26 protein-coding genes are annotated in these 25,136 nt (G+C 63.1%); 8 read left to right on the top strand and 18 right to left on the bottom strand.

The annotated features are described in order from the left end of the window. Nucleotides 1-63: 63 nt before the first annotated feature. The 4 genes from L6639_RS28270 (at nucleotide 64) to L6639_RS28255 (ending at nucleotide 5,112) form a co-directional block, all read left to right on the top strand. Nucleotides 64-1,257 (top strand): DUF1236 domain-containing protein, encoded by a 1,194-nt coding sequence (locus tag L6639_RS28270; RefSeq protein ID WP_237864881.1) that lies wholly within the window; start codon nucleotides 64-66, stop codon nucleotides 1,255-1,257. 396 nt (nucleotides 1,258-1,653) lie between these two features. After that, nucleotides 1,654-2,277, top strand: a complete 624-nt coding sequence (locus L6639_RS28265) for a response regulator transcription factor (protein WP_237864880.1) — start codon at nucleotides 1,654-1,656, stop codon at nucleotides 2,275-2,277. Nucleotides 2,278-2,564: 287 nt separating this feature from the next. Next, nucleotides 2,565-4,667 carry a response regulator transcription factor gene (locus L6639_RS28260; protein ID WP_237864879.1) on the top strand — a complete coding sequence of 701 codons (2,103 nt, stop codon included), beginning with the start codon at nucleotides 2,565-2,567 and terminating at the stop codon, nucleotides 4,665-4,667. A 109-nt stretch (nucleotides 4,668-4,776) separates the two neighbouring features. Further along, complete coding sequence (locus tag L6639_RS28255) at nucleotides 4,777-5,112, top strand: response regulator (RefSeq protein WP_237864878.1); 336 nt, start codon at nucleotides 4,777-4,779, stop codon at nucleotides 5,110-5,112. 97 nt (nucleotides 5,113-5,209) lie between these two features. Here L6639_RS28255 and L6639_RS28250 read toward each other — a convergent pair whose 3' ends face one another. After that, a complete protein-coding gene (locus L6639_RS28250) occupies nucleotides 5,210-5,428 on the bottom strand; it encodes a hypothetical protein (RefSeq protein WP_128962348.1) in 219 nt (72 codons plus the stop codon). A 373-nt stretch (nucleotides 5,429-5,801) separates the two neighbouring features. Between L6639_RS28250 and L6639_RS28245 the strand changes: the two genes are divergently transcribed. Then, complete coding sequence (locus L6639_RS28245) at nucleotides 5,802-6,026, top strand: hypothetical protein (RefSeq protein WP_377803197.1); 225 nt, start codon at nucleotides 5,802-5,804, stop codon at nucleotides 6,024-6,026. A 604-nt stretch (nucleotides 6,027-6,630) separates the two neighbouring features. Here L6639_RS28245 and L6639_RS28240 read toward each other — a convergent pair. The 3 genes from L6639_RS28240 to L6639_RS28230 all read right to left on the bottom strand — a co-directional run bounded on the left by L6639_RS28240 (nucleotide 6,631) and on the right by L6639_RS28230 (nucleotide 10,873). Continuing rightward, on the bottom strand, nucleotides 6,631-6,852 hold the full coding sequence (locus L6639_RS28240; protein ID WP_128962281.1) for a DUF6894 family protein: 222 nt from the start codon (nucleotides 6,850-6,852) through the stop codon (nucleotides 6,631-6,633). A gap of 717 nt (nucleotides 6,853-7,569) precedes the next feature. Further along, a complete protein-coding gene (locus L6639_RS28235; protein WP_128962280.1) occupies nucleotides 7,570-7,761 on the bottom strand; it encodes a hypothetical protein in 192 nt (63 codons plus the stop codon). Between the two features lie 706 nt (nucleotides 7,762-8,467). Then, nucleotides 8,468-10,873, bottom strand: a complete 2,406-nt coding sequence (locus L6639_RS28230) for an EAL domain-containing protein (RefSeq protein WP_237864877.1) — start codon at nucleotides 10,871-10,873, stop codon at nucleotides 8,468-8,470. Between the two features lie 51 nt (nucleotides 10,874-10,924). Here L6639_RS28230 and L6639_RS28225 point away from each other — a divergent pair, with 51 nt between their 5' ends. Beyond that, a complete protein-coding gene (locus L6639_RS28225; protein ID WP_237864876.1) occupies nucleotides 10,925-11,344 on the top strand; it encodes a hypothetical protein in 420 nt (139 codons plus the stop codon). A 365-nt stretch (nucleotides 11,345-11,709) separates the two neighbouring features. On the opposite strand, the gene L6639_RS43315 is transcribed toward L6639_RS28225, so the two are convergent. After that, complete coding sequence (locus L6639_RS43315) at nucleotides 11,710-11,955, bottom strand: hypothetical protein (RefSeq protein ID WP_333909304.1); 246 nt, start codon at nucleotides 11,953-11,955, stop codon at nucleotides 11,710-11,712. 61 nt (nucleotides 11,956-12,016) lie between these two features. Between L6639_RS43315 and L6639_RS28215 the strand changes: the two genes are divergently transcribed. Next, entirely contained in the window at nucleotides 12,017-12,352 is a 336-nt protein-coding gene (locus L6639_RS28215) for a hypothetical protein (protein WP_333909305.1), read from the top strand. A 327-nt stretch (nucleotides 12,353-12,679) separates the two neighbouring features. Further along, entirely contained in the window at nucleotides 12,680-12,910 is a 231-nt protein-coding gene (locus L6639_RS28210) for a DUF6894 family protein (RefSeq protein WP_237864875.1), read from the top strand. A gap of 227 nt (nucleotides 12,911-13,137) precedes the next feature. On the opposite strand, the gene L6639_RS28205 is transcribed toward L6639_RS28210, so the two are convergent. The 13 genes from L6639_RS28205 to L6639_RS28145 form a co-directional block, all read right to left on the bottom strand. Further along, nucleotides 13,138-13,365 carry a hypothetical protein gene (locus L6639_RS28205; RefSeq protein WP_237864874.1) on the bottom strand — a complete coding sequence of 76 codons (228 nt, stop codon included), beginning with the start codon at nucleotides 13,363-13,365 and terminating at the stop codon, nucleotides 13,138-13,140. Between the two features lie 100 nt (nucleotides 13,366-13,465). Next, nucleotides 13,466-13,765, bottom strand: coding sequence for a cytochrome C oxidase subunit IV family protein (locus L6639_RS28200; protein ID WP_128962275.1), 300 nt, complete (start codon nucleotides 13,763-13,765; stop codon nucleotides 13,466-13,468). After that, nucleotides 13,762-14,406, bottom strand: a complete 645-nt coding sequence (locus L6639_RS28195; protein ID WP_237864873.1) for a cytochrome c oxidase subunit 3 — start codon at nucleotides 14,404-14,406, stop codon at nucleotides 13,762-13,764. The genes L6639_RS28200 and L6639_RS28195 overlap by 4 nt, the downstream gene beginning before the upstream one ends. Then, nucleotides 14,403-16,076: a cytochrome c oxidase subunit I gene (locus L6639_RS28190; protein WP_237864872.1), complete on the bottom strand. Its 1,674-nt coding sequence runs from the start codon at nucleotides 16,074-16,076 to the stop codon at nucleotides 14,403-14,405. The genes L6639_RS28195 and L6639_RS28190 overlap by 4 nt, the downstream gene beginning before the upstream one ends. Beyond that, nucleotides 16,069-17,010, bottom strand: a complete 942-nt coding sequence (gene coxB, locus L6639_RS28185; RefSeq protein ID WP_128962272.1) for a cytochrome c oxidase subunit II — start codon at nucleotides 17,008-17,010, stop codon at nucleotides 16,069-16,071. The genes L6639_RS28190 and coxB overlap by 8 nt, the downstream gene beginning before the upstream one ends. Then, nucleotides 17,007-17,780 (bottom strand): SCO family protein, encoded by a 774-nt coding sequence (locus tag L6639_RS28180; RefSeq protein WP_237864871.1) that lies wholly within the window; start codon nucleotides 17,778-17,780, stop codon nucleotides 17,007-17,009. The genes coxB and L6639_RS28180 overlap by 4 nt, the downstream gene beginning before the upstream one ends. Continuing rightward, entirely contained in the window at nucleotides 17,777-18,181 is a 405-nt protein-coding gene (locus L6639_RS28175) for a hypothetical protein (protein WP_237864870.1), read from the bottom strand. The genes L6639_RS28180 and L6639_RS28175 overlap by 4 nt, the downstream gene beginning before the upstream one ends. Further along, nucleotides 18,171-19,241: a hypothetical protein gene (locus L6639_RS28170; protein ID WP_237864869.1), complete on the bottom strand. Its 1,071-nt coding sequence runs from the start codon at nucleotides 19,239-19,241 to the stop codon at nucleotides 18,171-18,173. Before L6639_RS28170 ends, L6639_RS28175 begins: the two co-directional genes overlap by 11 nt. After that, nucleotides 19,238-19,762 (bottom strand): c-type cytochrome, encoded by a 525-nt coding sequence (locus L6639_RS28165; RefSeq protein ID WP_237864932.1) that lies wholly within the window; start codon nucleotides 19,760-19,762, stop codon nucleotides 19,238-19,240. The genes L6639_RS28170 and L6639_RS28165 overlap by 4 nt, the downstream gene beginning before the upstream one ends. Before the next feature lie 2 nt (nucleotides 19,763-19,764). Beyond that, on the bottom strand, nucleotides 19,765-20,283 hold the full coding sequence (locus L6639_RS28160) for a DUF3341 domain-containing protein (RefSeq protein ID WP_237864868.1): 519 nt from the start codon (nucleotides 20,281-20,283) through the stop codon (nucleotides 19,765-19,767). Next, complete coding sequence (gene nrfD / locus L6639_RS28155) at nucleotides 20,280-21,647, bottom strand: NrfD/PsrC family molybdoenzyme membrane anchor subunit (protein WP_237864867.1); 1,368 nt, start codon at nucleotides 21,645-21,647, stop codon at nucleotides 20,280-20,282. Before nrfD ends, L6639_RS28160 begins: the two co-directional genes overlap by 4 nt. Nucleotides 21,648-21,649: 2 nt before the next feature. Continuing rightward, nucleotides 21,650-24,484: a 4Fe-4S dicluster domain-containing protein gene (locus L6639_RS28150; protein WP_237864866.1), complete on the bottom strand. Its 2,835-nt coding sequence runs from the start codon at nucleotides 24,482-24,484 to the stop codon at nucleotides 21,650-21,652. Then, on the bottom strand, nucleotides 24,472-25,125 hold the full coding sequence (locus L6639_RS28145) for a cytochrome c3 family protein (protein ID WP_128962265.1): 654 nt from the start codon (nucleotides 25,123-25,125) through the stop codon (nucleotides 24,472-24,474). Before L6639_RS28145 ends, L6639_RS28150 begins: the two co-directional genes overlap by 13 nt. Between the last annotated feature and the right edge of the window lie 11 nt (nucleotides 25,126-25,136).

Here is a 25,136-nt window from a genome sequence, read left to right as displayed (position 1 = left end):
TGGAACATCGCGACTTTTGGAACGTTCGCCCCGGTCGTTTTTCGAACGTCGAAGGAGTCGAGAATGCGTAGAAATCTGTTGCTCTCCACCGCGGCCATCGGGCTCATGCTGTCGTCCGGTCTCGCTTACGCTCAGTCGTCGAGCGATCGAAAAGAAGAACCGAGGCGCGCCGAAGAACCCGCCAAGGGTGCCGTGCAACGCGGCCAAGAATCGACCCAAGAGCGTGAGCCGAGCGCGCAGTCGCGCGGCGAACGCGCGCAGGGCCGCGAGGAGCAGGGCCGTCCCGACACGGCGGAGCACAATCTGCCCAAAGGCAGCGAACAGGCCAGGGATTCTCGGGAGTCGCGTGAACCGAAACGTGACGCCGAGAGGGCGAAGCAGGGTCGCGAAGACAGCAAGTCCAGCGCCGAGACGAGGGAGAACTCCCCGACTCAGAAATCCGCAGCAGAGACGGAGAAATCCAAGAGCGGAGCCGCCGGCCAGCAGAAGGAGCGGGCGGGTGCGGCGAACCAGAGCGAGCGGAACCAGCCGACCCGGAATTCTGCGGAGAAGCAGCCCTCCGAACAGCAAAGCCGCCCGTCGACTGCGACGGATACGAACCGCCCCGCCTCGACCGGCAATGCGCAAAACACTTCGCCAGCGGGCGGCGCTCAGACCAACCAAGCCACTCGGGAAAACGGAGTGCAGGGCGATCGGCAGGCCCGGACCACGCCGGAAAAGCAGGTGCGCTTGTCGGAAACGTTCAGTCGTGAAAGGCTGGCCGCACCGGAACGCGATCTGAACATCTCGATCCGGGTCGGCGAGGCGGCGCCCGAGCGTGTCCGCCTGAATCGGCTTCCGCCCGAAGTCGTGTCGATCGAACCGGAGTATCGCGACTACGAATACTTCACCACGGACGACGACATCGTCATCGTAGAGCCCGGCACGCATCGGATCGTCAGCCAGGTGCCTCGCGACCCCTCACGCGCGCGCGCCGAAATGAACGGAGGATCGCAGTCCAGCGGAGCAAGCACGACGGTGGCCGGCGGCAACGTGAATTGCAAGATCATGCGTCGTGATGCATCAGGAAACGTCGTCGAGGTCGAGCCTTCGACGGTCGGTTCCAGCGCCCGCTCCGATTCGTTGAGCGTGACCGTCCAGCTTCCAGGCGGCGGTTCGTCAGGGCCGATCGCTTTGGGAGCTCCCTCCGGCGATGTCGTGGTCGCGACCCAAGGGCAAAGCGACTGCACGGTAACGCTCGAGCCGCAGACACGGTAACGGCAATCCTCATTCAAGCGGCCGTCCCTTGGTGACGGCCGCTCCATCTGAACGGCGGTTCCTGTCGGACAGGATTTCGTTCCGTCGAAAGTTCGCGACAGAGCCGATCCAACCAGCCAAACTCTCTTCATGTGCCGCTTAGATACTTTCCTGTCCCGGGATGTCCCGAAGAGCCTTCCAGCTGGTCCGCTCGAAAGCGAGACGCCGGTCGGAATGCAATTGCCGAGCGCGTCGGATGCGGGCTGGGCCGAAAGGAACGAGCTGTCCAGATCTTCTGCAATTTGCGGCTTCTTCGGTCGGCTCGCCAGAAGTCCGTTCAGATACTTGAACATTACAGTGCTCGCGACCTCTCCACAGTTGAGGAAGTGACAACGTGCTAATACAGACCAGATCGACATGCGGGTACTGATCGTCGACGACCATCCCGTTGTCGTGATCGGCTGCCGAGCCTTGTTTGAGTCGGACCCCTCCGTTGAGATCCTGGAGGCTTCCGATGCAAAGGACGGCCATCGTACGTACTTGCAGAAGCATCCCGATGTCACCGTGGTTGACGCGAGGCTTCCAGACGTTACTGGCTTCGAGTTGGCCCGGCGAATCCGCAGGGATGATCCGGCCGCTAAAATAGTCATGCTCAGCGTGAGCGAAGATCCGGCGTTTGTGGTGCGCGCTGTTGAGATGGGCATTCAAGGATATGTCTCAAAAAGCGATGATCCCCGGCTTTTGGCCACGGCCATTCGGAAGGTTGCAGCCGGTGAGCGCTTCGTCTCACCGCGTTTGGCAGAGACGACGACCTTCGCGGGAGCGGCGGTCAAGGCTAGTCCCTTGACACAGATGAGCCCACGCGAACTCGAGATCCTGAGGCTTTTGGGTCGCGGCGGCCGCATCTCAGAAGTCGCGTCCGAACTCGGCATTTCATATAAAACCGTTGCCAACACGACCTCCGTGCTGAAGTCGAAGCTCGGCGCAAAGAATCACTCCGATCTCGTCCGGATTGCAGTCGAGATCGATTTGCACCGCTGAAGAAACGGTTGGGGCCCGTTTTTCGGCCATAAGCGCATCAGAAATTCTACGAAACGCGCTTCCATCCTTGATCGCAAATGCGGGGGTACAGATCGCTTCAAGTTGCATCTCCGCGGAGCGGTAACCTCTGACGGACGGATAAGAGGCAATCCATTTGGAGCCGTCACTACTGAACGACCTCATCGTCAAACTGTCCGTACGAATCCATTTCACAATTAGGAACTCAATCAGTCGAGCGGACTTAATTTGCTTGTCATGCTTTGTGCGAGGCCGAGCGAAGGAAGCCCATGCGTCGCGTTCGACTGGTGATAGCAGATCGACGTCCGATTGTTCTCCAGGGTTTTGCATCGCTACTGGGCGCCCAGCCCGATTTCGAAGTAGTTGCATGCTGTCTTGATGGAGCAAGTTGTCTTGCGGCCATACGCAGTGTGACCCCAGATGTGGTGTTGCTGGAGGACGGATTCACCGATGTAACCGCCTCCGACATCCTTGCCATCGCGGACGTCGAAGGTCTCTCCTCCCGGCTGGTGTTTTTCACTGCTACCGTCGCCTGCGGCGATCTCGCCAGTGCACTTGCGACGGGTGCTTGCGGCGCGATTCCGATGAACGCCAAACCAGAGGCGCTGGTTCAGTACCTAAGGCTAGAAAAAGCGGGATCAGACCTGGCGAGGGTCGGTAACGAAGCTAATGGAATTGAATCGTTCGGCGATAACGTTCAGGCGGTTTTGACCGTCAACGAGCGGACGATCATGGATCTCGTCGCCGAAGGTTTGTCGGACAGTGAAATTGGTCGGGTCCTGGGTGTCTCTCTGGAGATCGTCAGGATTCACATCGACCACGCGCGACAGAAGCTTGGAATTAACAACCGGACTGAGCTCGCCGCGCTGGCGCTGTCGCGCCGTTATGGCGCGATGAGTATCTTGACAGCTGCGCTCCTGGCAGCGTTGGACGATTCGCCCGGTCATGCCGCAACCGAAAGTTTCACGGTCATGGCCGAAGACGGCCGCGCGGAGATCGTTACCTTTAAGATCGGCCGCAAGGAAGCAGTATCAGGTGGCCCCCCGGGCAGAAGCGCGAGCAAGGACCGCGCCGGCGTCGCAGCGGGGACCTCGTCGCCGACTGGCAAGCTCGTCGACCCCGTGGCCGAGATTGCTGCGAGCGTATTTGCCCAGGCAGCACTCAACGCGCCGAGGCCGGGTTCGAGCAGCTACAGCATCTTCATGGTTGCGGCTTTCGCCGCCTTGATCTACGAGCTCGATGGTGCCAACCATGCCGTGCAGGCGTTCGATTTCGGCGATGGCATCGTAAATTCATCTACCGCAAGCGTCGTCAACGGATCAGCATCCGCGCTTCCTGGCTTCGCAAATTTTGGCAGTATGGCGGTGTACGGTGAGGCGTTTGCATTCGAGTTCGCCCAAGGCGATATAACCGCCACAGACCACAGCGAGCTTTATGTCGGCAACGCCCATGCGGAAGATGGCGGCAGTGGCCGAGAAAACGCTATTCATCTAGGTTCCGGGGCAATTGATTTTGTTGCGGTAGCGGCGCAGGAAGCCGCGGAACGTGACGCCACGCAGACAGGCCGGGAAATTGATCAGGGTCGCTCGCAATCTGATTTGTGCACTCCCGACAACAACTCGGAAGCCGCGAAGCTTGAGGCCCCGCGAGACGATTTAAATCACGGTCAATCGCAGAAAGCCCTGCATGAGTCCGACCATACCTCCGGAGCCGCCAAGGGGCACGCCAAGAATGAGGATGCAGTAGACAGTTTAAATCACGGTCATTCGCAGAAAGCCGTGCAAGAGTCCGAACACACTTCCGGAGCTGCAAAGGGACACGCCAAGAATGAGGCCGCTGTAGACAGTTTAACTCACGGTCAATCGCAGAAAGCCGTGCATGAATCCGGCCACACATCCGGAGCCGCCAAGGGGCACGCTAAGAATGAGATCCCAACAGAAGATTCCAATCACGGACAGGCGCACGGCGATTTTCAGAATTTCGAAGATCGCTCTGCGGCCGGCAAGCAACACGGACAGCATCCGCAGGCAGGTGATTTCAATAGTGGCAAACCGCAGCACGATATGCCAATGGCGCCCGAAAATTCTGCCAGCGACGCACATTCGGGATTAAAGAACGAGGGCGGACCTTCTTCCGACAAGGCAGAGCGGGCCACATCAGTGATTGCCACTAAACTTGGCGATTCCTTTCATTTTAAAACTGGCGCCGATAATACGTCGTCAGACATGTATGACCTTCAGCAATTGAGCCTCGGAAATGGAAAAGCTCATGGAGATGGTCGGCATGCTATTGCGCCCGAGGGGCCGCCAGATACGCACCATGACCACTCCTGGCACGTCGATCTTCATGCGGCTCACGATCTGATTGTGTAGCAAATACTGAATGGCCGGGCCTGGTTCATGCTTTCTACGCTGCCAGCGATGAACCAAAGAGTTTCTGCGCATTATCCAGCAAATAGGGTGATGCAAGCGATGTCGAATTTTGTCACGCTGCTGGTCGAGGACGACTCTCTGCAAGGAGAGCTTTGTTGCCGACATCCTGAGAGGCGAAGGTTTCGAAGTCGTCGAATGCACGACGGCCGAAGCGGGCGAGGTCATTGTGACGCCGACCGGCGTCGATTTGCAGGCGCTGATCGTCGATCAAAATCTGGCCGGCGTGATGAAAGGCACCGAGCTTGCAGCCTACGCTCGTTCGAAACATCCACACCTGAATATCGTTGTGATGTCCGGCGATCGCCTAGGGTCACTGCCGCGCGATACCGTTTTCCTGCCAAAGCCGTTTCAAGCTGAGCGTTTGCTTGAGGCTGTACGCGATTAGCGCGCCGTCGACCGGGGGTTCAGTGGCCGCCTCAATGACAAGCACGCCGGTGAGATCGAAGACTGCATTCCGCCTGCGGGAGTTGCTTGTGGGAAGGCTACGCCCGACCCGTCAGCTGTAATTCCATAAGCGCTATTCTCTGCAGAATCACGATGTCTCGCTCTCCACTTTTGGCCGTGCGCAGGATTGATTCAGCAAGAATGTTGACGTGCGCCGAATGGACTGGCTCCGGCAGCGTAGCCAAGGCAGCGCGCAGAGCGGCGGTCATAGCCTCGACCGTATCTGGGGAAAACGCCGCGTTGGCAAAGTTTTGCATAATTTGGCACTCGATGCGCCCATGCGCCTGAAACAATGGTCTTTCGGACGTGCAGTTCCGCCTTGAAGGTTTTTGTCCTCGCTCGGTTTTGCGATTCCGCTTTAATAAACGGCCGGCTTATTTTTTGCCCCTGCTTAGGAAACGTCGCGTTTCCCGCACGTTGATGACAATAACAACCTACGGAGGACCTTCCATCATGCGGCTATTAGCACTCGCAGCACTCGTGGCGATCTCCAGTGTGACAGGAGCCCTTGCTCAACAGGCGACGCCATCGCGGAGCCTCCAGGACGAGGCGGATAAGGGCATCAAGACACAAAACTCGGGCGCCTCGGGCTACGTCGGTGAACAGGACAAGCCCGGCTCGGCTTCGCATATGCCAGGCGATGCCAATCGATCGGATACAGCTGGCACGGTTTCAACAGCTCCAAGCGCCCAGAATTCTGGAGTCGGGATTAGCGGAGCGCCTGGCGGCAAGAACGGTCCCTCGCAACAGGGTACGGTTGGCTCCGCGTCGCAGAACCTCTCGGTGCAGGAACAAGATCCGGCGAACGTAAAAGGCCTGCCAGGAAACAAAAGCGGCCCGCCCGCAAAACGATAACGCACAGCGCCTAACGCTATTGCCCAACATCGGCAACGATGTGGGGTTTTCACTCTTAGGAACGAAACGGGGGAGTGGGGCTTGGTCGCCGAAGGGAGTAACCCTGTCAATCGGCGTCAGAGCCCTTATTCCCCGCCGAAACACAGCCGGGCTTTCGGATACCGACGTTCGACGAGCTGCTGCGTTAGAGCCTGCCCACAGTCGAGCAGCCCAGGTACTCTGGGGCTGGTGAGGAGTAGAGGCACCGGGGCCGAGAGCGCACCAACTCGCATACACCAGCGCGCTACTCGAGACCTTCTACTGTGTGCAGCCTTTGCGCGCCCACAAATGTGAAGTTCCGAGATTAACATCGCGACACGTTTCAATTTCACAGGAACTGCGGAGAGTTGCCTGTTTCCCGGTCATGCACATGTCTAGTGTCGTCGAGCAATCCTTCGATATTGCCTGGGGCATTCTCGCGAAGTCCGGAGAGATCTCGCGGCCCGACGCGACTGCCACCTTCCTCCTTGAAAGCGTCCGAACGCAAATGAGGATGGGTGAGTTTCGCCCGCTCATCGAAGCATGGCGCGCTCACGGGTAGAGGCGCCGCTCATACTCCGACGATCTAGAAGCTACTCGAAGCCAGAACAATCCGGTCGATCTCCTGGCCGCCCTCCGTAACAATTGCAATCGAATTTCCATCTCGCACCAAATGGGGCTTTTCGGTCGCGAGAGCGCGCGCCAGTGCCTTGGCGTGGATCCGCGCCTCGCGGTTATCCGCGCAATCCTGGCCGAGGACATCATGAGCAGGCGTATCGCCCACGAGATGGAAATAGAAGCGGGCCATGGCCTTCATTCATAGAGGGTGCACATGCCGAGAATGGGTTAGTTGTCAGCGCGTACCGATGCGTTGATGTCGTGGGCAGAAACCGGAAAAATGCTCCGCGTCCAACATCCCCATTGAGTCCGGTTGTCACCCGGCAGTGCATTGAGCAACGCGGCTCTGTACGCAAGGTTGCTAAACGCGCACCAGGCTCAAACTATCTTGCTTTAGAACATTGGTGCCCAGTAGGAGCCTCGGCGCAGTCCGCGAAGGTGGGTCACCAAGAGGCCTCCGCGATGCTACCAAGTCACGAAGAGCCATTAATCCTGCGGCGTGCTCCAGGAAGGGTGATGAGCTGAGGCTGCTGTCGCTTCGGAACGGAGGCGAATCCAACCGTCGCGGCGCAATCGTAGATCTCGCTCGGTCTGTCTCATGTCCAGTTTTGAACATTGGCGTGGTGATGTTCATGCGCGTGCTTTACGGCTCATGAACGTTCAGCAGGGCTGCACTTGTCGGCTCCGCGGCATAAAAAACCCCGGCGCTGGGGGATCAGCGTCCGGGGCAGTACACCCACAGTTCGGGCTCGGTACTGCCGAGCTATCAAAGGAACGATGCATCGCCGATAGAGTTCCGCAAGCGCCGCGACTTAAGCACCTCCCGGTTTGGGACGAGCGGACCGCTGAGACCGCGTTAACATTAATTAGGTTCTGGATTAACTTCGCGGGCGAGATGGCAAGCTCCTCACTTGATGCGCTTTGTCGTGACCAACCGCAGCACAATGCCGTACTGCCAAGCCCGAACCCTTATCGCGGCCTCACTCCTGTTCAGTTCTGCGGAGATCTGGCTCGGTCGCCATCCCGCCTCTGCCATGGTGACCAGCCGCTCGTGCTGTTCCGTTGTCCACTTCTTCAACAGGGGGTAGGTGGATTTCATGTTAAGAGCGGGCTCATGTAGACGGCTCAAACCGCAAGATAAGGGTGGCGGGGCAGTCAAAGTCTCTTCACCGTAGGATCTCGCGAGCATCAGCGATATCCGATTCAGCTGATGCGTGATATGGGTACGATTGCTGCGTGCGCTCGGTGCAAAAGTGCACACAGCTTAATCCTAGACGACTCCCCTAACCCATTTCGCGAAGCTTTAGAGGCGTGTGTATCGGCAGAACCTAACGGTTAATCGCTCAATAAGACATCGTCGGAACGTCAACGCCGCGGCATCTTGGAGCGAGGAATTTCGGATGGGGCTCAAAAGAGGACTGCTTGGTGCGGTGGCATTTGCATTGGTTCTCACCGCAACAAGCGCAGCGTTGGCGACAGAGGAGGGAATTTGGCGGGTTCAAAAATCATCTGGCGAGGTTTGGATCGCTGCAATCGGGGCGCAGCCCGCGGCACTGAAACAGGAAGACGCACAGCAGCCTTCGACGCCGCAGGCAGCTCCGCCCCCCAACCCAGTCCGCGCACCTGAACCCGAGCTTAGAGAGGCGGAGGCGGGACACCAAACCGGAACATGAGTTCGCCCGTTTCCTGAAGGACATGGGAGCTTCCCATCCCGTCAATACTGCACGTCCATCAGTAGGCGGGCCGAGATCTGACTTCGGTCGCGAGCGTGCAGCTGCCACGCGCTCAATAGCCGGCCAAAGGTCTTAGGAGACCGCGCGCAAACGGGACTCCTTATCGTCCTTGGCGGCAAGAAGGCTTCGGGGGCGGCCGATCAGATAGCCCTGCATCTCGTCGCAACCTTCCTTCAGCAGAAGAGACATCTGGGCGTCGGTCTCGATTCCTTCAGCGAGTACCGGAAGCCCGAGACCATGGGCAAGGCCGATGACGGCCCGGACGATGGCGAGCGAGCGATCACTTTGGCCGAGCGCCATTACGAAGGACCGGTCGATCTTGATCCGGTCGAGGGGAAACGCCTCCAGGTACGACAGCGAGGAGTATCCCGTGCCGAAGTCGTCCAGAGCGATTTGAACCCCGAGCGCCTTGAGCGACTGCATCGTATTCTTGGCGCGCGCGATGTCCTCGATCAGCACTCCTTCGGTGATCTCAAGCTCGACCCGCGAGGCCGCCAGGCCGCTCTCGCGCAGCGCCTTGCGGACATGCGCATCGAGATTCTCCCGACGGAATTGCGCCGCCGAGACGTTGACGGCGATCCTGAGAGGTTCGGTCCAGGACGCCGCCTCCCTGCACGCCTCCATCAGGACCCAGTCGTCGATCTGCGCGATCGAGCCGCTCTGCTCGGCGACCGGAATGAACTCCCCGGGCGGAATGATGCCGCGAAGAGGATGACGCCAGCGGACCAGCGCCTCATAGGCCTTCAGCGTGCCGTCCCGGTGCTGCTGCGGCTGATATTCCAGAAAGAGCTCTCCTCGCTCGACGGCCGCCCGCAGATCGTGGTCCAGCGCCCGCCGCTCTCGCAATTGCTTGTCCATGGCGCTGGTGAACAGGCGGATGGCACCCCGCCCTTCATGCTTTGCGCGGTAGAGGGCGGCATCGGCGTTCGCCAGCAGCGAGACCGCGTCGTTGGCATCCCGTGGATAGAGGGCTATTCCGACGCAGAGATCGATCTTCAGCGCGTGACCGTCGATCTCGATCGGCCGCTCGAACTGGGTGCGCATGCGCGTGGCCAGCAGTTCTGCGGCTCCGGGTAAAGGAGGCCGATCGACGATGCCGATGAACTCGTCGCCGCCGACGCGCGCGACGTAGGCCCCTTCCGCCACCTCCTTCAGGCGTCTTGAGGTCTCCCGCAGCACGGCGTCGCCGACGGCGTGGCCGAAAAGATCGTTGATCTCCTTGAAATGATCGAGATCGATGCAGAGCACGGCGAAGGGGCTGTCGGTGATCCGCGCTCGTTCGATTGCGGATCCAAGGTGTTCATCCAGGGCCGTTCTGTTGGGCAACTCCGTCAGGGCATCGTGTCGCGCCAGATAGCTGATCTTCTCCTGGGCCCGGTTCCTGTCCGTCACGTCGAAGGCGACGGAAACGTGCGCTGCCCGTTCGCCATAGACGAGAGGCCGGGATTCGATGACGACCTGGATGGGCTCGCCGTCGGCCGTTCTGTGCAGTTCGAAGTCACTTTCCGCGCTGTCAGCTTCCCCGCACTGAAGTTGCCCCTCGATCATGGTAAGGAGAGCTTCGCGGGGGTAACCGTAGTGACGGCACATGGCGCCGTTCACCGCGATCAGTTGGCGGGTGTTCGCATCGGCGACCCACATCGGAAGCGGGTTCTCCTCGAAGAGAAGTCGGAAGGATGCTTCCCGCCGCTTCAGGTCGGTGATGTCGATCCGGATGCCGATGCTGCCGCCGTCCGCGGTGCGCCGTTCTTCGATCCGAACCCATCGATCGCCGGGCAAACGCTGCTCATGCGAGTGGCGAGGCAGCGCATGCCGGGCGAGGCGTTCGGTGAGCCACTCGGCCTCCCGGCCGATCGCCTCTGGATACTGCCCGGCCTCCAGACCCGTCCGGATGAGCGCCTCGAACGGCGTGCCGACGGTGAGGGCACTGCCGCTGATGCAATAGAGCTCCGCGTAGCGCCGATTCCAGAGGATCAGCTGATCGTCCTTGTCGAAGATGGCAAGCGCCTCGGGAACGACGTCCAGCGCGTTGGTCAGATGGGCGTGGGCGGCTCGAGCGCTCGCTTCCGCCTGCTCGGCTGCAGCCTTCGCTTGCGCAAGTGCCGTTTCGGTGCGGTGCTGCTCGGTGATGTCCTCATGGGTCGCGACCCAGCCGTTGCCGGGCATTGGGCGATGCCGGATGCGCACGATGCGGCCGTTTGTCAGTTCGACCGTGGTGTCCGAATCCTCGGTGATGACGGGAGAACTGTTACGCCAGACCAGATAGTCTTCCTTGGACATCCTGGGGGCGCTGCCCACGGCATAGCGCAGATCGACGATGTCGTTCAGCTTCATGCCCGGATGGACGGCGTCCGGATCGAGGTCGTAGATCTCCAGGTACTGCCTGTTGCAGACGATCAGGCACTGGTCCTCGTCGAAGAAGCAGAGACCCTGTGACATGTTGTTGAGCGCCCGGTCGAAGCGCTCGGCCACGGCCATCGCAGTCTTCTCCGCAACGCGTGCGCGGTCTCCTTCCTCGGCCAGTCGGCCGTGAGTTCCGACGAGTTGAACGAAGGATCGGAAATTGGTGCTGATCATCCGTCCGAGCAGGAGGAGCAGCAGCAGCAGATTGATCCCCAGCGAGATCATCATGCCATCGCCCGAGAGCAGCAGCACAGTCGCGATCGGGGTGCCGGCGATAATCATCGTCAGGAGGGATGCGGGCGGAAAGCTGCCGAGGCAGTAGGCCGTGCCTACGCAGCCCATGAACACGAGCAGCGCGACCGGCGCGCGGAGCTCCGGGTCGACGACCCCGAACAGCGCCAGGATCCAGAGCACGAAGCCCGTGTTGAGGACGATCGCGACGACACGGGTTCTGACGAGCTCGCGATAGGCGTGCTCGGGGGTGAATTCGACGCCGCTCAGGCGAAGCCACTGGATCAGCCGGACCATGCAGATCGCGAGCAGTAGGGCCGGGACCGCAAACCGGAGCCACGGCGAAACGTTCGACGGGAGCACTAGTCCCACGCTGATGCTGTCGATCAGCAGGACCGCGTAGAGAACCGGCACCTGCTTGCGCAGCACGCGGAATTGCTCCACGAGCAGCGAACGACCGAGCGGATCGGTCGTGCTGCCCACGGAGAAGGCGGCGCGCATTCGAGAGAACAAGTCCATCGGGAAATCCCCAGCAGATCAACAGGCTAGGGACCAAGTGTCGAACGACACGTAAAGGTGGCGACCGCCCGCCGGACTAGATGATGTTTTGGTGACGTTGGTCTTAACGCGTCTGGCGCAATTGCGAAGGAACCGCTTCGCGAGGGTTGTTTCGGGCGGGCTCATCGCGCGGCCGATGCGGCTGCTGCGCCCGCTAGTTGCTGATCGGGGTCGAGAATGTTCTGAAGACAGGGTAGGCGGCCGCCGCTATCTACCAGGAGCGAGAGGCTGATGCGCGCGACCACGCCGGTCCAGGCGCGCTCTTCGCTGGCTGGATAGTTGATAGTGACCAGGCGAGCCGAATTGCAGCGGTCGTACCAAACCTTGTCGCCCTTGTAGCTGGAGAGCGCGAAGAAACGCGACGTCACCCGCTTGTACTGGATGCGCGCAGGCGGCCCCTTTTTCTAAAGGAAGGCTGCCGGTGAATCGTTGGAGACGTTCGGAGCAGCCTGTATCGTGATGTTGGCCCGGCCGTTGAAGGTGGAAAAAAGCTGCCCGTATCCGTCCGGCTTGCTCTCGGCTTCGGTGAAGATCCGTCCTTATGCCAATTCGGAAGCCGCGGCCCGCAAACTGGTGGAGTTGGCGACCGGTGTCGCGCCGGTCCAGGACGGTCGCATTCATATCGAAAATCAACGCACATTCCTGTTCGCGCTGAAGGCAACAGGCAGCAAGTTCGGCGCCTGCCTCGAGTTCGCCGGCGAGCGAGGCTGGGCTCGAACTGCACGAGAGCGGCACCTACGTGCGGATACTACCGCCAAGCATTAATCTGTTTCCGCGTCAGTAAAGCAGCAGCACCGGTAGCCACGCTGCCAGCGACGCACAGAGACCGATACCCAGATAAGGCAATGCAAGGCGCATCGGCATCCCTCCGAGACGCCAAAATACATCGCCGCGAGCTTCGCACATTCGGCGGCGACCGGCCACGAATCTCCAGTTTGCGTCGACAACGTGGAACCACCGGCATCGCAGGCCGATTGATAACCCGCCGAGCATCGCCGCCGATGCTGGCGGAGCGGCCCCGGTCTACTTGCCCCCAAGCCCCCCAACCGGGGCCGACTCTCCGACCCTAAAGAGCGGCATGTGAGGACTGCTATGCCAAAGTATTTTTTCCACGTTCATCATGGCCACACCGAGCTAGACGAAGAGGGCGAGGAGTTGCCCGACAAGCATGCGGCATGGCGGGAGGCGACGGTGACCGCGGGACAGATTCTGCAAGGCCTCGACGGCAGATTGCGCCCGCAGGAGGACTGGAGCATGGAGGTCGTCGACGAGTTTCAGAACCCGCTCTACACCCTGCGCATCAGCGCCGAGAAGCCGAAGTGACGAAGCTTGTGATAGTAGCGGCGATCGTTCTCACGGCGCTCATCGCGTTTTCGGTGTGGGTGATCGCGCTATGACCTTCGAGACATCGAGTTCTTCCAATCCGGTCGCCTGCTGGCATTCGCATGGCATGCCCGCCCCGCACTGACATCCCTTCTCATCCCAAGGCTGGAACGGGTGGTTTTCGCAGACCCAGCCCAAACCGAAGCAGATCTGACAATCTGGATCTATCAGGTGACCAACTCCAGCGAGCGGTCGGCACAAAATTTCTTGTAATCTCTGATGGCCGTGTTCGAAAGCATCAATACCCGACGCTCACCGCGACGAACCAGTTTTTCCACCGACTCCAGCAGAACCTTGCTCGCAACCGACGGATCGCCGAGGTCACCGGTGCGCTCAAGATAATCCCAGGCGATCTGAATCGAATTTTCCATGACGACGGGCAAAGGCTCACTCATCGAAAAGAAACAAGTCCGAGGCGGGCATGTTCCTCGGGGCTCCCGATTTGAACCCAAAGCCGGTCGTGCAGCTAGGTTGTACGCAGCTGGAAGTCGAACCTCACAGGCGTGCGAGGATGTCGGACAGCGTCAATGCGAACATCGCGGCCAGGAACACCAATCCTGCCATCGCGGCAAGCCGGATCAGGGGTCTGGCGGAGGCCAGCTCCATGAACAGCAGGACCACGAGCATCGATTTGGCGATCGCGATCACGATGCCGCTCGCTGTCGTTATCCGGCCCATGGGAATGTATGCGGAGACGAGGCTGAGTAGCAGCAGCGCCATCAGCGCGGCCCAGATCACCAGATTTCGCGTCCACAGGCGGCGGACGGTAAGGCCCGATTTGTCTGGCTCGCTCACGACGAACGTCCCGGTAGATAGATCAGCGGATACAGGAAGATCCAGACGATGTCGACGAGATGCCAGTACAGCGCGGTGACCTCGATCTCAGGATTCTCCGTCACCGGAAGCTCGCGGCGGAGCAACACCCAGACCAGGCGGCCGACCAGCGCAATGCCGATCGACAGGTGGATGGCGTGGACCGACGTGACCAGCCAATAGAATCCAAAGAACAGCTGCGCTGCTCGCTCCGGTAGCGCAAATCCAGCGCCCGGGACCAGATGCTTGTCCATGTCTTCTTTGTATTCGAAGCTCTTGATGACGATGAAGGCGAGGCCGAGCAGCGCGGTCACCACCAGGCATGCGATCACCAGCCGCCGCAGCCGCGCGTAGCTCTCCGCCCCTTGCGCTGCGACCGCAATGGTGAGGCTGCTGGTCAGCAGCACTGCCGTGTTGATCGTGCCGTACCAGATGTTCGTCTCGCGGCCGGCCGCCGCGAACGCCGCCGGATGCTCGATCCGGCAGACCGAGTAGGTCAGCATCAGGGCGCCGAAGAACAGCGTCTCGCTGGCGAGGAATACCCAGATGCCGAACTTGCCGGCTTCGCGCTGGCGGCTGAAATCGACCCAGGGCTCTCGCAGCATTGCGGTTTCGTCACTCATTGCGTCTCTTTCGCGTTCTGCATTTCCGGCGGATCGGTTCCCGCCGACATGCCCTCGGCGTGATAGTCGTAAGGCGCCCGGTCGATCCGGGGCTGCCAGTCGAAATTCTTCGGCGGCGGCGGCGAACTCGTGGTCCATTCGAGGCCGGTCGCACCGAACGGATTCCGGCCGGCCTTGCCGCCGTAGAACAGCGACCAGGTGAGGTAGAAGAGCGGCAGCAGATAGGCGATGGCGAGCACCGCCGCGCCGGCGGAGGACATGACGTTGTAGATCTGAAATTCCGCCGGATAGGTGTGATAGCGCCTGGGCATGCCGAGATAGCCTGCGAAGAATTGCGGCAGGAATGTCATGTTGAAGCCGGCATACATCAGGATCGCGGCGAATTTCGCCCAGCTCTCCGGATAGCGCCGGCCCGTCACCTTCGGCCACCAGAAATGCATGCCGGCGAAGAAGGCCGAGACCGAGCCGCCGACCATGATGTAGTGGAAATGGGCGACCACGAAATAGGTGTCGGTGACGTGGACGTCGACCGGGATCGACGCGAGGAACAGCCCGGAGAGACCGCCGGTGGTGAACAATCCAACGAAGCCGAGCGCGTACAGCATCGGGGATTCGAAGCTGATCTGCCCGCGATAGAGCGAGGCCGTCCAGTTGAACACCTTGATCGCCGACGGCACGGCGATGATGAAGGAGAGGAACGAGAACACAAGGCTGGCGAGCGGCGACTGGCCGGAGACGAACATGTGGTGTCCCCAGACGAAGAAGCCGATGCCGGCGATCGCGAGCATGGCATAGACCATGAAGTCATAGCCGAAGATCCGCCGCCGCGCGAAACAGGGGATGATCTCGGACACCACGCCCATGGCCGGCAGCACCATAATGTAGACCGCCGGGTGCGAGTAGAACCAGAACAGGTGCTGGAACAGGATCGGATCGCCGCCGCGCGCGGGATCGAAGATCGGCAGGCCGAACACCCGCTCGGCGATCACCAGCAGCAGCGAGATCGCGAGCACGGGCGTCGCGAGCACCATGATCAGCGACGTCGCGTAGATCGCCCAGACGAACAGCGGCAGCCGGAACCAGGTCATGCCCGGGGCGCGCAGCATGTGGGTGGTCGCGATGAAGTTGACGCCGGTGGCGATGCTGGCGAAGCCGACCACGAACACGCCGGCGGCGGCGGCGAACACGTGGGTGTTGGAGAACATCGAGGAATAGGGCGTGTAGAACGTCCAGCCAGTGTCGACGCCGCCGGCGACGAGGGCATAGACGGTGAACGCGCCGGCCGCGATGGTCAGGTACCAGCTGAACAGATTGAGGCGCGGGAAGGCGACGTCCGGCGCCCCGATCATCAGCGGCAGCAGGAAGTTGCCGAGGGTGTTGGGGATCGACGGCACCAGGAAGAACCAGACCATGATGATGCCGTGGAACGAAAACAGCTTATTGTAACTGTCCGAGGTCATCAGCCAGCCGTTCGGCTGGAACAGCTCGAGCCGCACAGCGGTGATCGCCGCGCCACCGAGGAAGAAGAAGATGGTGATAGTCACCGCGTAGAGGATCGCGATGCGCTTGTGATCGGTGGTGGAAAGCCAGGACCACACCGTCGATCCGTGGCGCAGGTAATCCGGGCGCGGCGGCAGCGGCAGCTCTCCGGCGAGCAGGGAATCAGTCATTGGGCGGCTCCTCCCCGAGCGAGCGGATATAGGCGGTCAGGCTCTGAATCTCGCCGTCGTCGAGCAGCCCCTTGAAGCTCGGCATGATCGGCTCGAAGCCGGCGACGACGTCGCGCTTCGGCTGCAGGATGGAGTCGCGGAGATAGGCGTCGTCGGCGGTGACAGTGCGCCCGTCGGCGAGCTGGACCGCGCGGCCATAGAGGCCGGCAAGGCGCGGCGCGTGGACATTGGAGGATGTGGCGTGACAGCCAGAGCAGCCCTGCGAGACGAACAGCTTGGCACCTTCATGAGCGAGGTCGTCGCCTTCGGGTTGGCGGGTCAGCCATTTGGCGTAATCCTCGGGCTGCATGACGACGATCTCGCCACGCATCGCCGAATGGTTGGTGCCGCAATATTCGGCGCAGAGCAGCGGGAAGGTGCCGGTCTTGCTCGCCTCGAACCAGATGTCGGTATCGCGTCCGGGCACCACGTCCTGCTTGACGCGGAACGCCGGCGCGTAGAAGGAGTGGATCACGTCCTGCGAACTCATCAGCAGATGCACCGGCTCGTGCAAGGGAACATGCAGCGCGTTGATCTCGCGGGCCCCGTTCGCGTGCTGCGTCTTCCACATCCACTGCTTCGAGACCACATGGATCTCCAGCGCATGCGGCGGCGCCGCGAGGCTACTGAGGTCGGCGGAGGAGGCCCACCAGAACAGGAAGGCGAAGGTGAGGAGCGTCGCGAGCGTCCAGCCGATCTCGAACTCGCGGCCGAGAAACTCCGGCATCGGACCGCGCTTGGCCTTCGATCCGCGCCGGTAGCGCACGGCGAACAGCAGGATCAGCCCGAATACCAGCACGACGGTCGCCCCGGACAACGCGAGCAGCAGGTAGAAGATGTGATCCACCGTGACGGCGTGCGTGCTGGCCTCGGGCAGGCTGAACAGCGAGTTCATGCCGAAGCTCCGCGTCGTCTGCCGCGCACCAGCAACAGCCCGATCAGACCCGCCATCGCGGCGACCGTGGCGCCGCCGAGAAGCTGCAGGATCACCGCGATCCTGCTGGTGTAGATGCCGTGCACAGCATCGAATCCGTAGCATAGCAGTGCGATTCGGCCGGGGAGGCCGCCGATGCGGCCGTTGCCGGCCTCGAGCAGCGCGAGACGCAGATCGGCGGGCTGCAGCGCAAGGCTGGAGAGCGAGCGGACGACCCGTCCATCCGGTGCGAGCGTGACGAAGGCTGCCGGATGCGCGATGGCGTCACGGCTGCGGTCGAATGCGGTGTGATAACCAATGCTGTCGAGCAGTGTGCGGACGCTGCCGGGCGATCCGGTCAACACCGATGTCCCGGCCTGGCCGATCTGTCCCTCCGTGAAGCGCCGTGCGTCGTCGCGGCTGTCGCGCGGATCGATCCCGACGATGACGAGGCTGTAGTCGCGTCCCGCTGCGAGCCCGCTCTGCTGCAAGGCAGAACTCGCGATCGTCAGCGCCGGCCCGCAGATCTGCCGGCAGGTGAAGTCGGCCGGGATCAGCAGCGTCGGACGCCCGGCGACCGCATCGCCGATCGACACGGGACGGCCGTCGAGACCGGTGAATTGCAAGGCGAGTGGGACATGCGCATCGGCTCGCGGATCGAAGGCGACGCGCCCGATCTCCTGCTCGGTCAATCCGGCCCGCGCAAGCGCTGGCCACAGCACCAGCGAAAGAACGAGGAGAGCCCGCCTCATGGCTTGCCTCCGTCGGCAGGGGGCGGTTGAGCGTCGTGATCCCCGATCGCATCATAGGCATGCGGGCCACGGCCGGCGATGAACTGCATCGCCTGATCGATCGGGATGCGCGCCTTATTGTGGTCGCGATCCACCCAGGCATAGCCGGAGAACCGGGCCTGCTGCTCGGCCTCGAAGCGCGCGAGGTCGGCCTGCGGCGATGTCTGCAACGCCGGCGCCGGAAACCGCCGCTCCGTGCGCGGGAAGAAGGCGCCCGGCACCTGCACGTTCAGAAACAGCAGGATGCCTGCCATCGCGGCCGCCACGAACAGCAGGAAGCCGCCGACGATCGCCAGCACAACGAGGTTGTCGACGTCGGCCGGCTGCGGCAGCGCGCGATGTCCCATCTCCTCAACCGGCATGGCGCTTGCCTCCGAATGCGAGGCCTCGACCGAACAGCATGGAAGACGCGGTCAGGATGACGAGCGAACCCAGGCCGGCCAGGGCGACGGCGGGTTGCCGGGCAAACGCGGGCAGGATCAGCCAGGCGAAGTGCAGGCCGGTCCCGAGCAGCAGGAGAACACCGACGGCACGCAGGCCGGCACGGCTGGCGCGTACGCCCGCGAGCAGAAGCATCGTGAACGGCAGAACTGCCCCAATGACGAAAGTTGCGATCAGCACCGCAGCCCATGTGTCGGTGCCGCGCTTGAGGAACCACGCCGCCTTGTGCGGTAGATCGCCATACCAGGCGACCACGAACGTCATGTAGGTGAGATAGACAACGCCCAGCAGCGTGAGCATCAGCAGCTTGCCGATGTCGCTCCTCGCCCGGCCTGCGACATTGGCGATCCCGACGACGGCCAGCACGGCGAGCGCCGCCAGCAACTGCTGGATGGCGATCATCGATGCGAAGGCGGTGGACACGTAGTGCGGCTCGACCGACAGGAACCAGTCGATCGCGACCACGCTGATGGTGAGCCCGAAGAAGGCGAGGCCGAGCCCGGACAATAGCCTTCCGCCGAGGCCGGACGCAAAGATCACTGCCAGAACCGACCACCCCGCTAGGGTGACCACCGCGCGCAGGATGAAGGATGCCTGACTCAGATACCAGGCCGCGACATCCGGCTTGATCTCGCCGGGATCCGCAGCCCAAGGATAGACTGCCGGCAGTGTGGCGAGCACCGGAACGAAGGCGATGGCAACGAGCGGCATCATGGCGGCGAGCGGACGCAGGACCGGTGCAGCAGCGATGCCCCAGACCCCGCCGGTCAGGCGGTGGATCAGCAGCAAATTCATGCTGCCGACCGGGGCGCAGCTCCAGATGGCGAACGCCAGCAGCCAGCCCTGCAGCAGGGGTGGATAAATAGCCAGGCGCCCGAGAACGAGCAACAGCGCGGCCGTGAGCGTCAGCAGCGCAAGCCCGGCCGCCGCATGCCGGTTGCCGAATGCCGACAGAGTCTGCCTATGCGATGCCGCGATCATGGCAGCTTGCTCCTCAGCTGCGGGACCTCGGTCATATCGGTCCGCTGCGACTGCTGAAGCGCGCGGATATAGGCGATGATGGCCCAGCGGTCGCGCGGCTCGACGCGCGCGGCATAGGAATACATCGCGCCGTAACCGTTGGTGATCACGTCGAAGAAGTGCCGGGCGTCGGCGGCGCGCAGCCGGCTCGAATGAAACGACGGCGGGGCGGGAAAGCCGCGCTGCACGATCATGCCGTCGCCATGGCCGGAGAGTCCGTGGCAGGGCGAACAGTAGATGCCGAAACGCTCGCGGCCGCGCGCCAGCAGCGCCATGTCGACGGGCGGCGGCGTCGCGACCTGCCGCGCGCGATCGAGCTCGCCCTGCGCGACCGCGCCCTGTGGCGGGACCTGGGCCTCGGTGCCGTCCCTGAACAGCGCCGCCTTCGTAAACGTGCCGTAGCGGTTCTGCTGCGTCATCGAGTGGTCGCCGCAGCCACCGAGCGCGGCGGGCAGCATCATCAAGCAGAGCAGCCGGCGGATCGTCATGGCGCGCGCAGCTCCGTCACCACGACCGCGCCGGCCTCGGTGAGTACCGTCCGCAAATCTCTGGGATCGGCTTCGGAGGCGGCGACCAGGATGTAGCGATCCTGGGTCGCGCGCTCGAAACCCGGGATTTCGAACAGGGCATCGTGCAGCCGCGGCAGGCGGCACGACCGCAGAAAGGCGATCACGCCGGTGAGGGCGGCGGCAAACACGCCAACCTCGAAGGGGACCAGCAGGAACACCTGCCAGGAATTGAGCGGCCGGCCCCCGCTGTCGATCGGATAGTCGATCACGGCGCTGTACCATTGCAGGCCGAACGCGAAAGCGGCGGTCGCGAGCCCGCCGATCAGCATCGCCACTCTTATCCGCGAGCGATCGAGGCCGAGCTGTTCCGCCAGCCCTTCGATCGGGTAGGGTGTGAAGGCGTCCAGTGCGGCATGGCCCGTGCTCTTCACGCGCCGCAAGGCCGCTTGCAGTGTTTCGGCGTCGAGGAACTGCGCTACCAGCGTCGCGGTCATGCGGCGGCCTCCTCGTGGGCGAGTTCGCGCATGTCGAACATCGACACGCTCGGGATCAGCCGCATGAAGAGCAGGAACAGGAGGGCAAAGAAGCCGAGTGGCGCGATCAGGAAGCTCCAGTCCCAGAAGGTAAAATGGAAACTGCGCCATAGCGAAGGCATGTAGTCGTGCGACAGCGTATTCCAGACGATGAGGATACGCTCGAGCCACATTCCGATGTTGATCGCGATGGCGACAAGAATGAGCACCGGCAACGAACGTCGCGCGAACGGCCACCACAGGAGCTGAGGCACGAGGCAGTTGCAGGTCAGGAGCGCCCAGTACAGCGGCGCGTAGGTGCCGGTGAACTCGAAGCGCACAACGGCGCGGTCGGCATGCTCGCCGCCATACCAGCCCATGAACCACTCGGTCGCATAGGAATAGAACATCACGATGGAGGCCATCAACAGGATGCGGGCCATCGCGTCGAAATGCCGGGGCGTAATGATGGCCTGGAGGCCGAGCCCCCATCGGATCCCCGCTGCGAGCACGACGACCATCGCGAAGCCGGAATACATTGCGCCGACCACGAAATAGGGCGGGAAGATGCTCTCCTGCCAGCCGGGCATGAGGCTCGCGGCGAAATCGAGGCCGACGATCGAATGGACCGAACAGACCAGCGGCACGCCGAGCGCCGCCATCGTGCTGTGCAGCGTCTGGAGCCGCGACCATTCCCGCGCCGAGCCGCGCCAGCCCAGCGCGAATGCGCCGTAGACGAGCTGGGCCCCTCGCCGCGGCGCGCGGTCGCGCAGGGTGGCGAGGTCGGGGATCAGGCTGACGTACCAGAACAGGATCGAGAACAGCAGATAGCTGACGATGGCCCAGAAGTCCCAGACCAGCGCGCTGCGCCATTGCGGCCACAGCGCCATCGTGTTCGGATAGGGCGCGAGCCAGTAGGCATAGATCGGCCGGCCGAGATGAATGATCGGCATCAGCCCGGCGATCGCGACCGCGAATAGCGTCATGGCTTCCGCAAAGCGGTTGATCGAGGCTCGCCATCGCTGCCTGGTCAGCAGCAGCATCGCCGAAATCAGCGTGCCGGCGTTGCCGATGCCGATCCACCAGACGTAATTGGCGATGGCCACGCCCCACACGATGGTGGAGTTGACGCCCCAGATGCCGATGCCGCGGTAGAACAGCCAGACGATCGCGACCAGCAGCCAGAGCACGAACGGCGCGGTGGCGAGCAGCGCGAGCCACCACCGTTTGCCGAACCCGGTGAACAGGGGGTCAGCGATGGCCTGGGTGATCGCGACGTCGTCGGCGCGCTCCGCCGAAATCCAGCGATGCGCGGGCGGCTGTTGCGGCACGAGGACTTGGCTCATGTCTACTCCTCCGCGGGATTGCGCAGGTCGGCCAGATAAGTGGTCCGCGGCCGCGTGCCGAGATGCCCGAGCAGGGCATAGTGGCGCGGATCGGCCTTATCGCGATTGATCTCGGCATCGGTGTGGTTGAGGTCGCCAAAGCTGATGGCGCGCGTCGGGCAGGCGTTCTGGCAGGCGGTACGCACCTCGTCGGGACCGAGCGTACGATTGTCGCGCTCCGCGCTGCGCCGCGCGCCGCTGATCCGCTGGACGCAATACGTGCACTTTTCCATCACGCCGCGGGCGCGAACGGTCACTTCCGGATTCTTCTGCCCGCGATAGGAGTCCGCGCCGAGATTGGCGTACTCCTCGCCGTCGGCGTAGCCGAAGAAATTGAAGCGCCGGACCTTGTACGGGCAATTCGCCTCGCAGAAGCGGGTCCCGATGCAGCGATTGTAGACCTGCCCGTTGAGGCCCTCGTGATCGTGCACGGAGGCCGCGACCGGGCAGACCGGCTCGCACGGCGCATGCTCGCAGTGCATGCAGGGGACCGGCTGGAAGCCGAGTGGCCTCCCGTTCGCGGCCCCGTGATCGTAGACATCGACGCGCATCCAGTGCATGTCGCGTCCCATCGCGATCTGCTCCGGTCCCACGACCGGAACGTTATTCTCGGCCTGGCACGACACCACGCAGGCATTGCAGCCGATGCAGACCGACGTATCGATCACCATCGCCCAGGCATGGCCGTCGCTCGACTGGATGGTTCGCGGCATCAGGCTCGGCGTGTCGTCCGAGGCTGCCGCGGCCGGCGTATGGCCGAGCTCGTACAGCGGATAGAGTTCGCGAACGTCGTCCGGCGTCCGCACCACGTTCTGCGTCGTGAGGATCGGCTCCCGGCGGCCGGTTCGCGTGACCGAGACGCCCGCAATGCGCCAGCGATTGTCGGCGCTTCGCAGCGCATAGGCATTGGCGCCGACGCCATTGCCGATCGCGCCCGCGCTGTGCCGGCCTCCGCCGAGCGTGAGCGTGCCGACGCCGGCGGCGGCCCCCGGTTCGGTCAGAACCGGCACGTCGAGCGTTCGGTCGCCGGCGCCGATCGTGACGATATCGCCGGAGGCGATGCCGAGCCTTGCCGCGTCGTCGGGATGCAGCGCGAGCGCATTGCCCCAGACCTGCTTGGTCAGCGGCTTGGGGCACTCCTGCAGCCAGGCGTTGTTGGCGAAGGAGCCGTCCCACAGGCAGGGATCGGAACGCAGGACCAGGGTCATGCCGCCGGCGTGCGTGTCCTGCGCGTCGCCGCCCGGCATCGGCAGTAGTTGCGGGGCCGCGCTGACGGCGGCGGCGCCGGGCCCGGCCATGATGCCGTCGTGCAGCGCCTGCTTCCACCACGCCTCGAAATCGCCGGTGGCCGCGCTTTGCCAGGTCTGCCGCACCAGGTCGTAGGCGCTCGCATCCTGCTCCCCGGCGAGCCAGGCCAGCAGCTCGTGAACGCCGTGGCTGCCGTAGAGCGGCCGGATCAGCGGCTGGACGATGCTCGCGGTGCCGTCGCTGGCGCGCAGATCCGACCAGGCTTCGAGCGCATGATGCTGCGGAACATGCCAGGTTGCGAGTGCCGCCGTCTCGTCGACATACTCGCCCATATGCAAACGGAACGGCGCCTGCTGCAGCCGCGCCCCGAATTGCAGATCGGCCGGCGCGTCATAAACAGGGTTCGCGCCGACGATGACAAGCTGGCGCACGCGCCCCGCCGCGAGATCGCCCGCGAGCTGTTCGAGGGTGGCGGCCTGCTGGCCCGACGGCGTGCGATCGATCGGCTCGATGAGACGGACTGGTGCATCGATCTGCGCGTTGATCCAGTGAACCAGCGCATGGATCTCCTTCGACAGCGTCGGTCCCGCTATGACGAGCGCTGCGCCCTTGTGGGCGCTGAGGTCCGTCGACATCTTGCGCAGCAGCGCGCGCTCGCGCTCGGGGAGCTCCGTTGCCCCTCGAGCTTCACCGAGCTCCCCCGCCAGACTCATCGCGAAGCGTTCGATGGCCTCGGGTCGCAGTGCCAGCCGCTGGTCGGCCTTGGCGCCTGTCAGCGTGAAGCCGCTTTCGAGGCAATAGAGACGCGAGAAGCTGTTGGCATCGCTTCGGCCTTCGGCGAAGCCGCGGCCGTGCCGGATCTGGTCGGGCCCGTGCCCGATCGGATCGGCATCCAGCGCAACGATCACGCGCGCCTTGGCGAGGTCGGCTACGCCGCGAAGCGGCCGGCCATGCGCGAGCTGGCTTCCCTGGCGCGCGTTGTCGTCGTCGGTCGGGTCGTAGGCGTGCCACGCCGCGGCGGGGAACGCCTGGAGCAGGGCATCGATCTGGCGGAGCGCGGTCGGCGATGTGGTGCGGCCGGTCAATAGCCGCAGGCCGTCGCCCTGACGATTGCGGGCGTCGGCGAGCTGGCTTGCCAGCGCACCTTGCAGCGCTTCGCGCGACGCAATGGCGCCGTCATGAAGGATGGTGCGCGAGCGGTCCGGATCGTAGAGCGACAGCACCGCGGCCTCGGCGAACACGTCGGTGGCGCCGAGACTGCCGGGATGGCGCGGATTGCCTTCCACCTTGATCGGCCGTCCGTCGATCGCGGTGACGATGACGCCGCGCCCTAGTCCGGCAAGTCCGAGCGTCGTCGCGAATTTCAGCGGCTCGCCGGGAACGATCCGCTCCGGCATCCGGATATAGGGGAGGATCTGCTGGTCCGGCTTGCTGCAGGCCGCGAGGCTGCTGGCCATGCTGGTCGCGAGCAGGCTGAGGGCCTGGCGCCGGTTGAGCTTGCTGCGCCGCGCCGGTTCGGGCCGCGTCGGCAGTTCGGTCAGCGGTGGCATATCGTGCAGTCCGTCAGATGGTCTGTGTGGATGTGATAGGTGGCGGCGAGCCTCGCGCCGGCCTCGGCCTGGTCCTTCGGGGCGTGCCAGTTGGGGTCGAACACCGCCTCGGTGGGACGCAAATGCGGCGCGGGGTTGCGATGGCAGTCGAGGCACCATTGCATCGTCAGCGGCGCCGCTTGCCGCATCAGCCGCATCTGTCCGACCTCGCCATGGCAGGTAGTGCAGCCGACGCCCTTGGCGACGTGAACCGAATGATCGAAATAGACGTAGTCCGGCAGCCGATGGACGCGCGTCCATGCGATCGGCTGGCCTTTGGCGAGGCTCTCGCGCACCGGCGCCAGCATCCGCGCGTTGGTCCAGATCTGCGAATGGCAGGTCATGCAGGTCTCGGTCGGCGGCATGCCGGCAAAGCGCGCCTTCTCGACCGAGGTGTGACAGTAGCGGCAGTCGAGCCCGAGCCCTGAGACATGATGCTCGTGGCTGAACGGCACGGGCTGGTTCCGCGTGACGTTCTGGTCGGTCGCATAGGGCGAGCGCATCAATTGATAGGACAGGCCGACGGCCAGCACCGGAGTTGCTCCAATCGCCGCGATCACCAGCATGGCGATCGTGTTCGCGCCGGGACGAAAAAGCTGCATCCGTCGGCCCC

The organism is Bradyrhizobium zhengyangense (assembly GCF_022012555.1).
GTDB lineage: Bacteria > Pseudomonadota > Alphaproteobacteria > Rhizobiales > Xanthobacteraceae > Bradyrhizobium > Bradyrhizobium zhengyangense.
The sequence above is the reverse complement of the archived record's forward strand: the minus strand, read 5'-3'. Positions and strand labels throughout refer to the sequence as shown.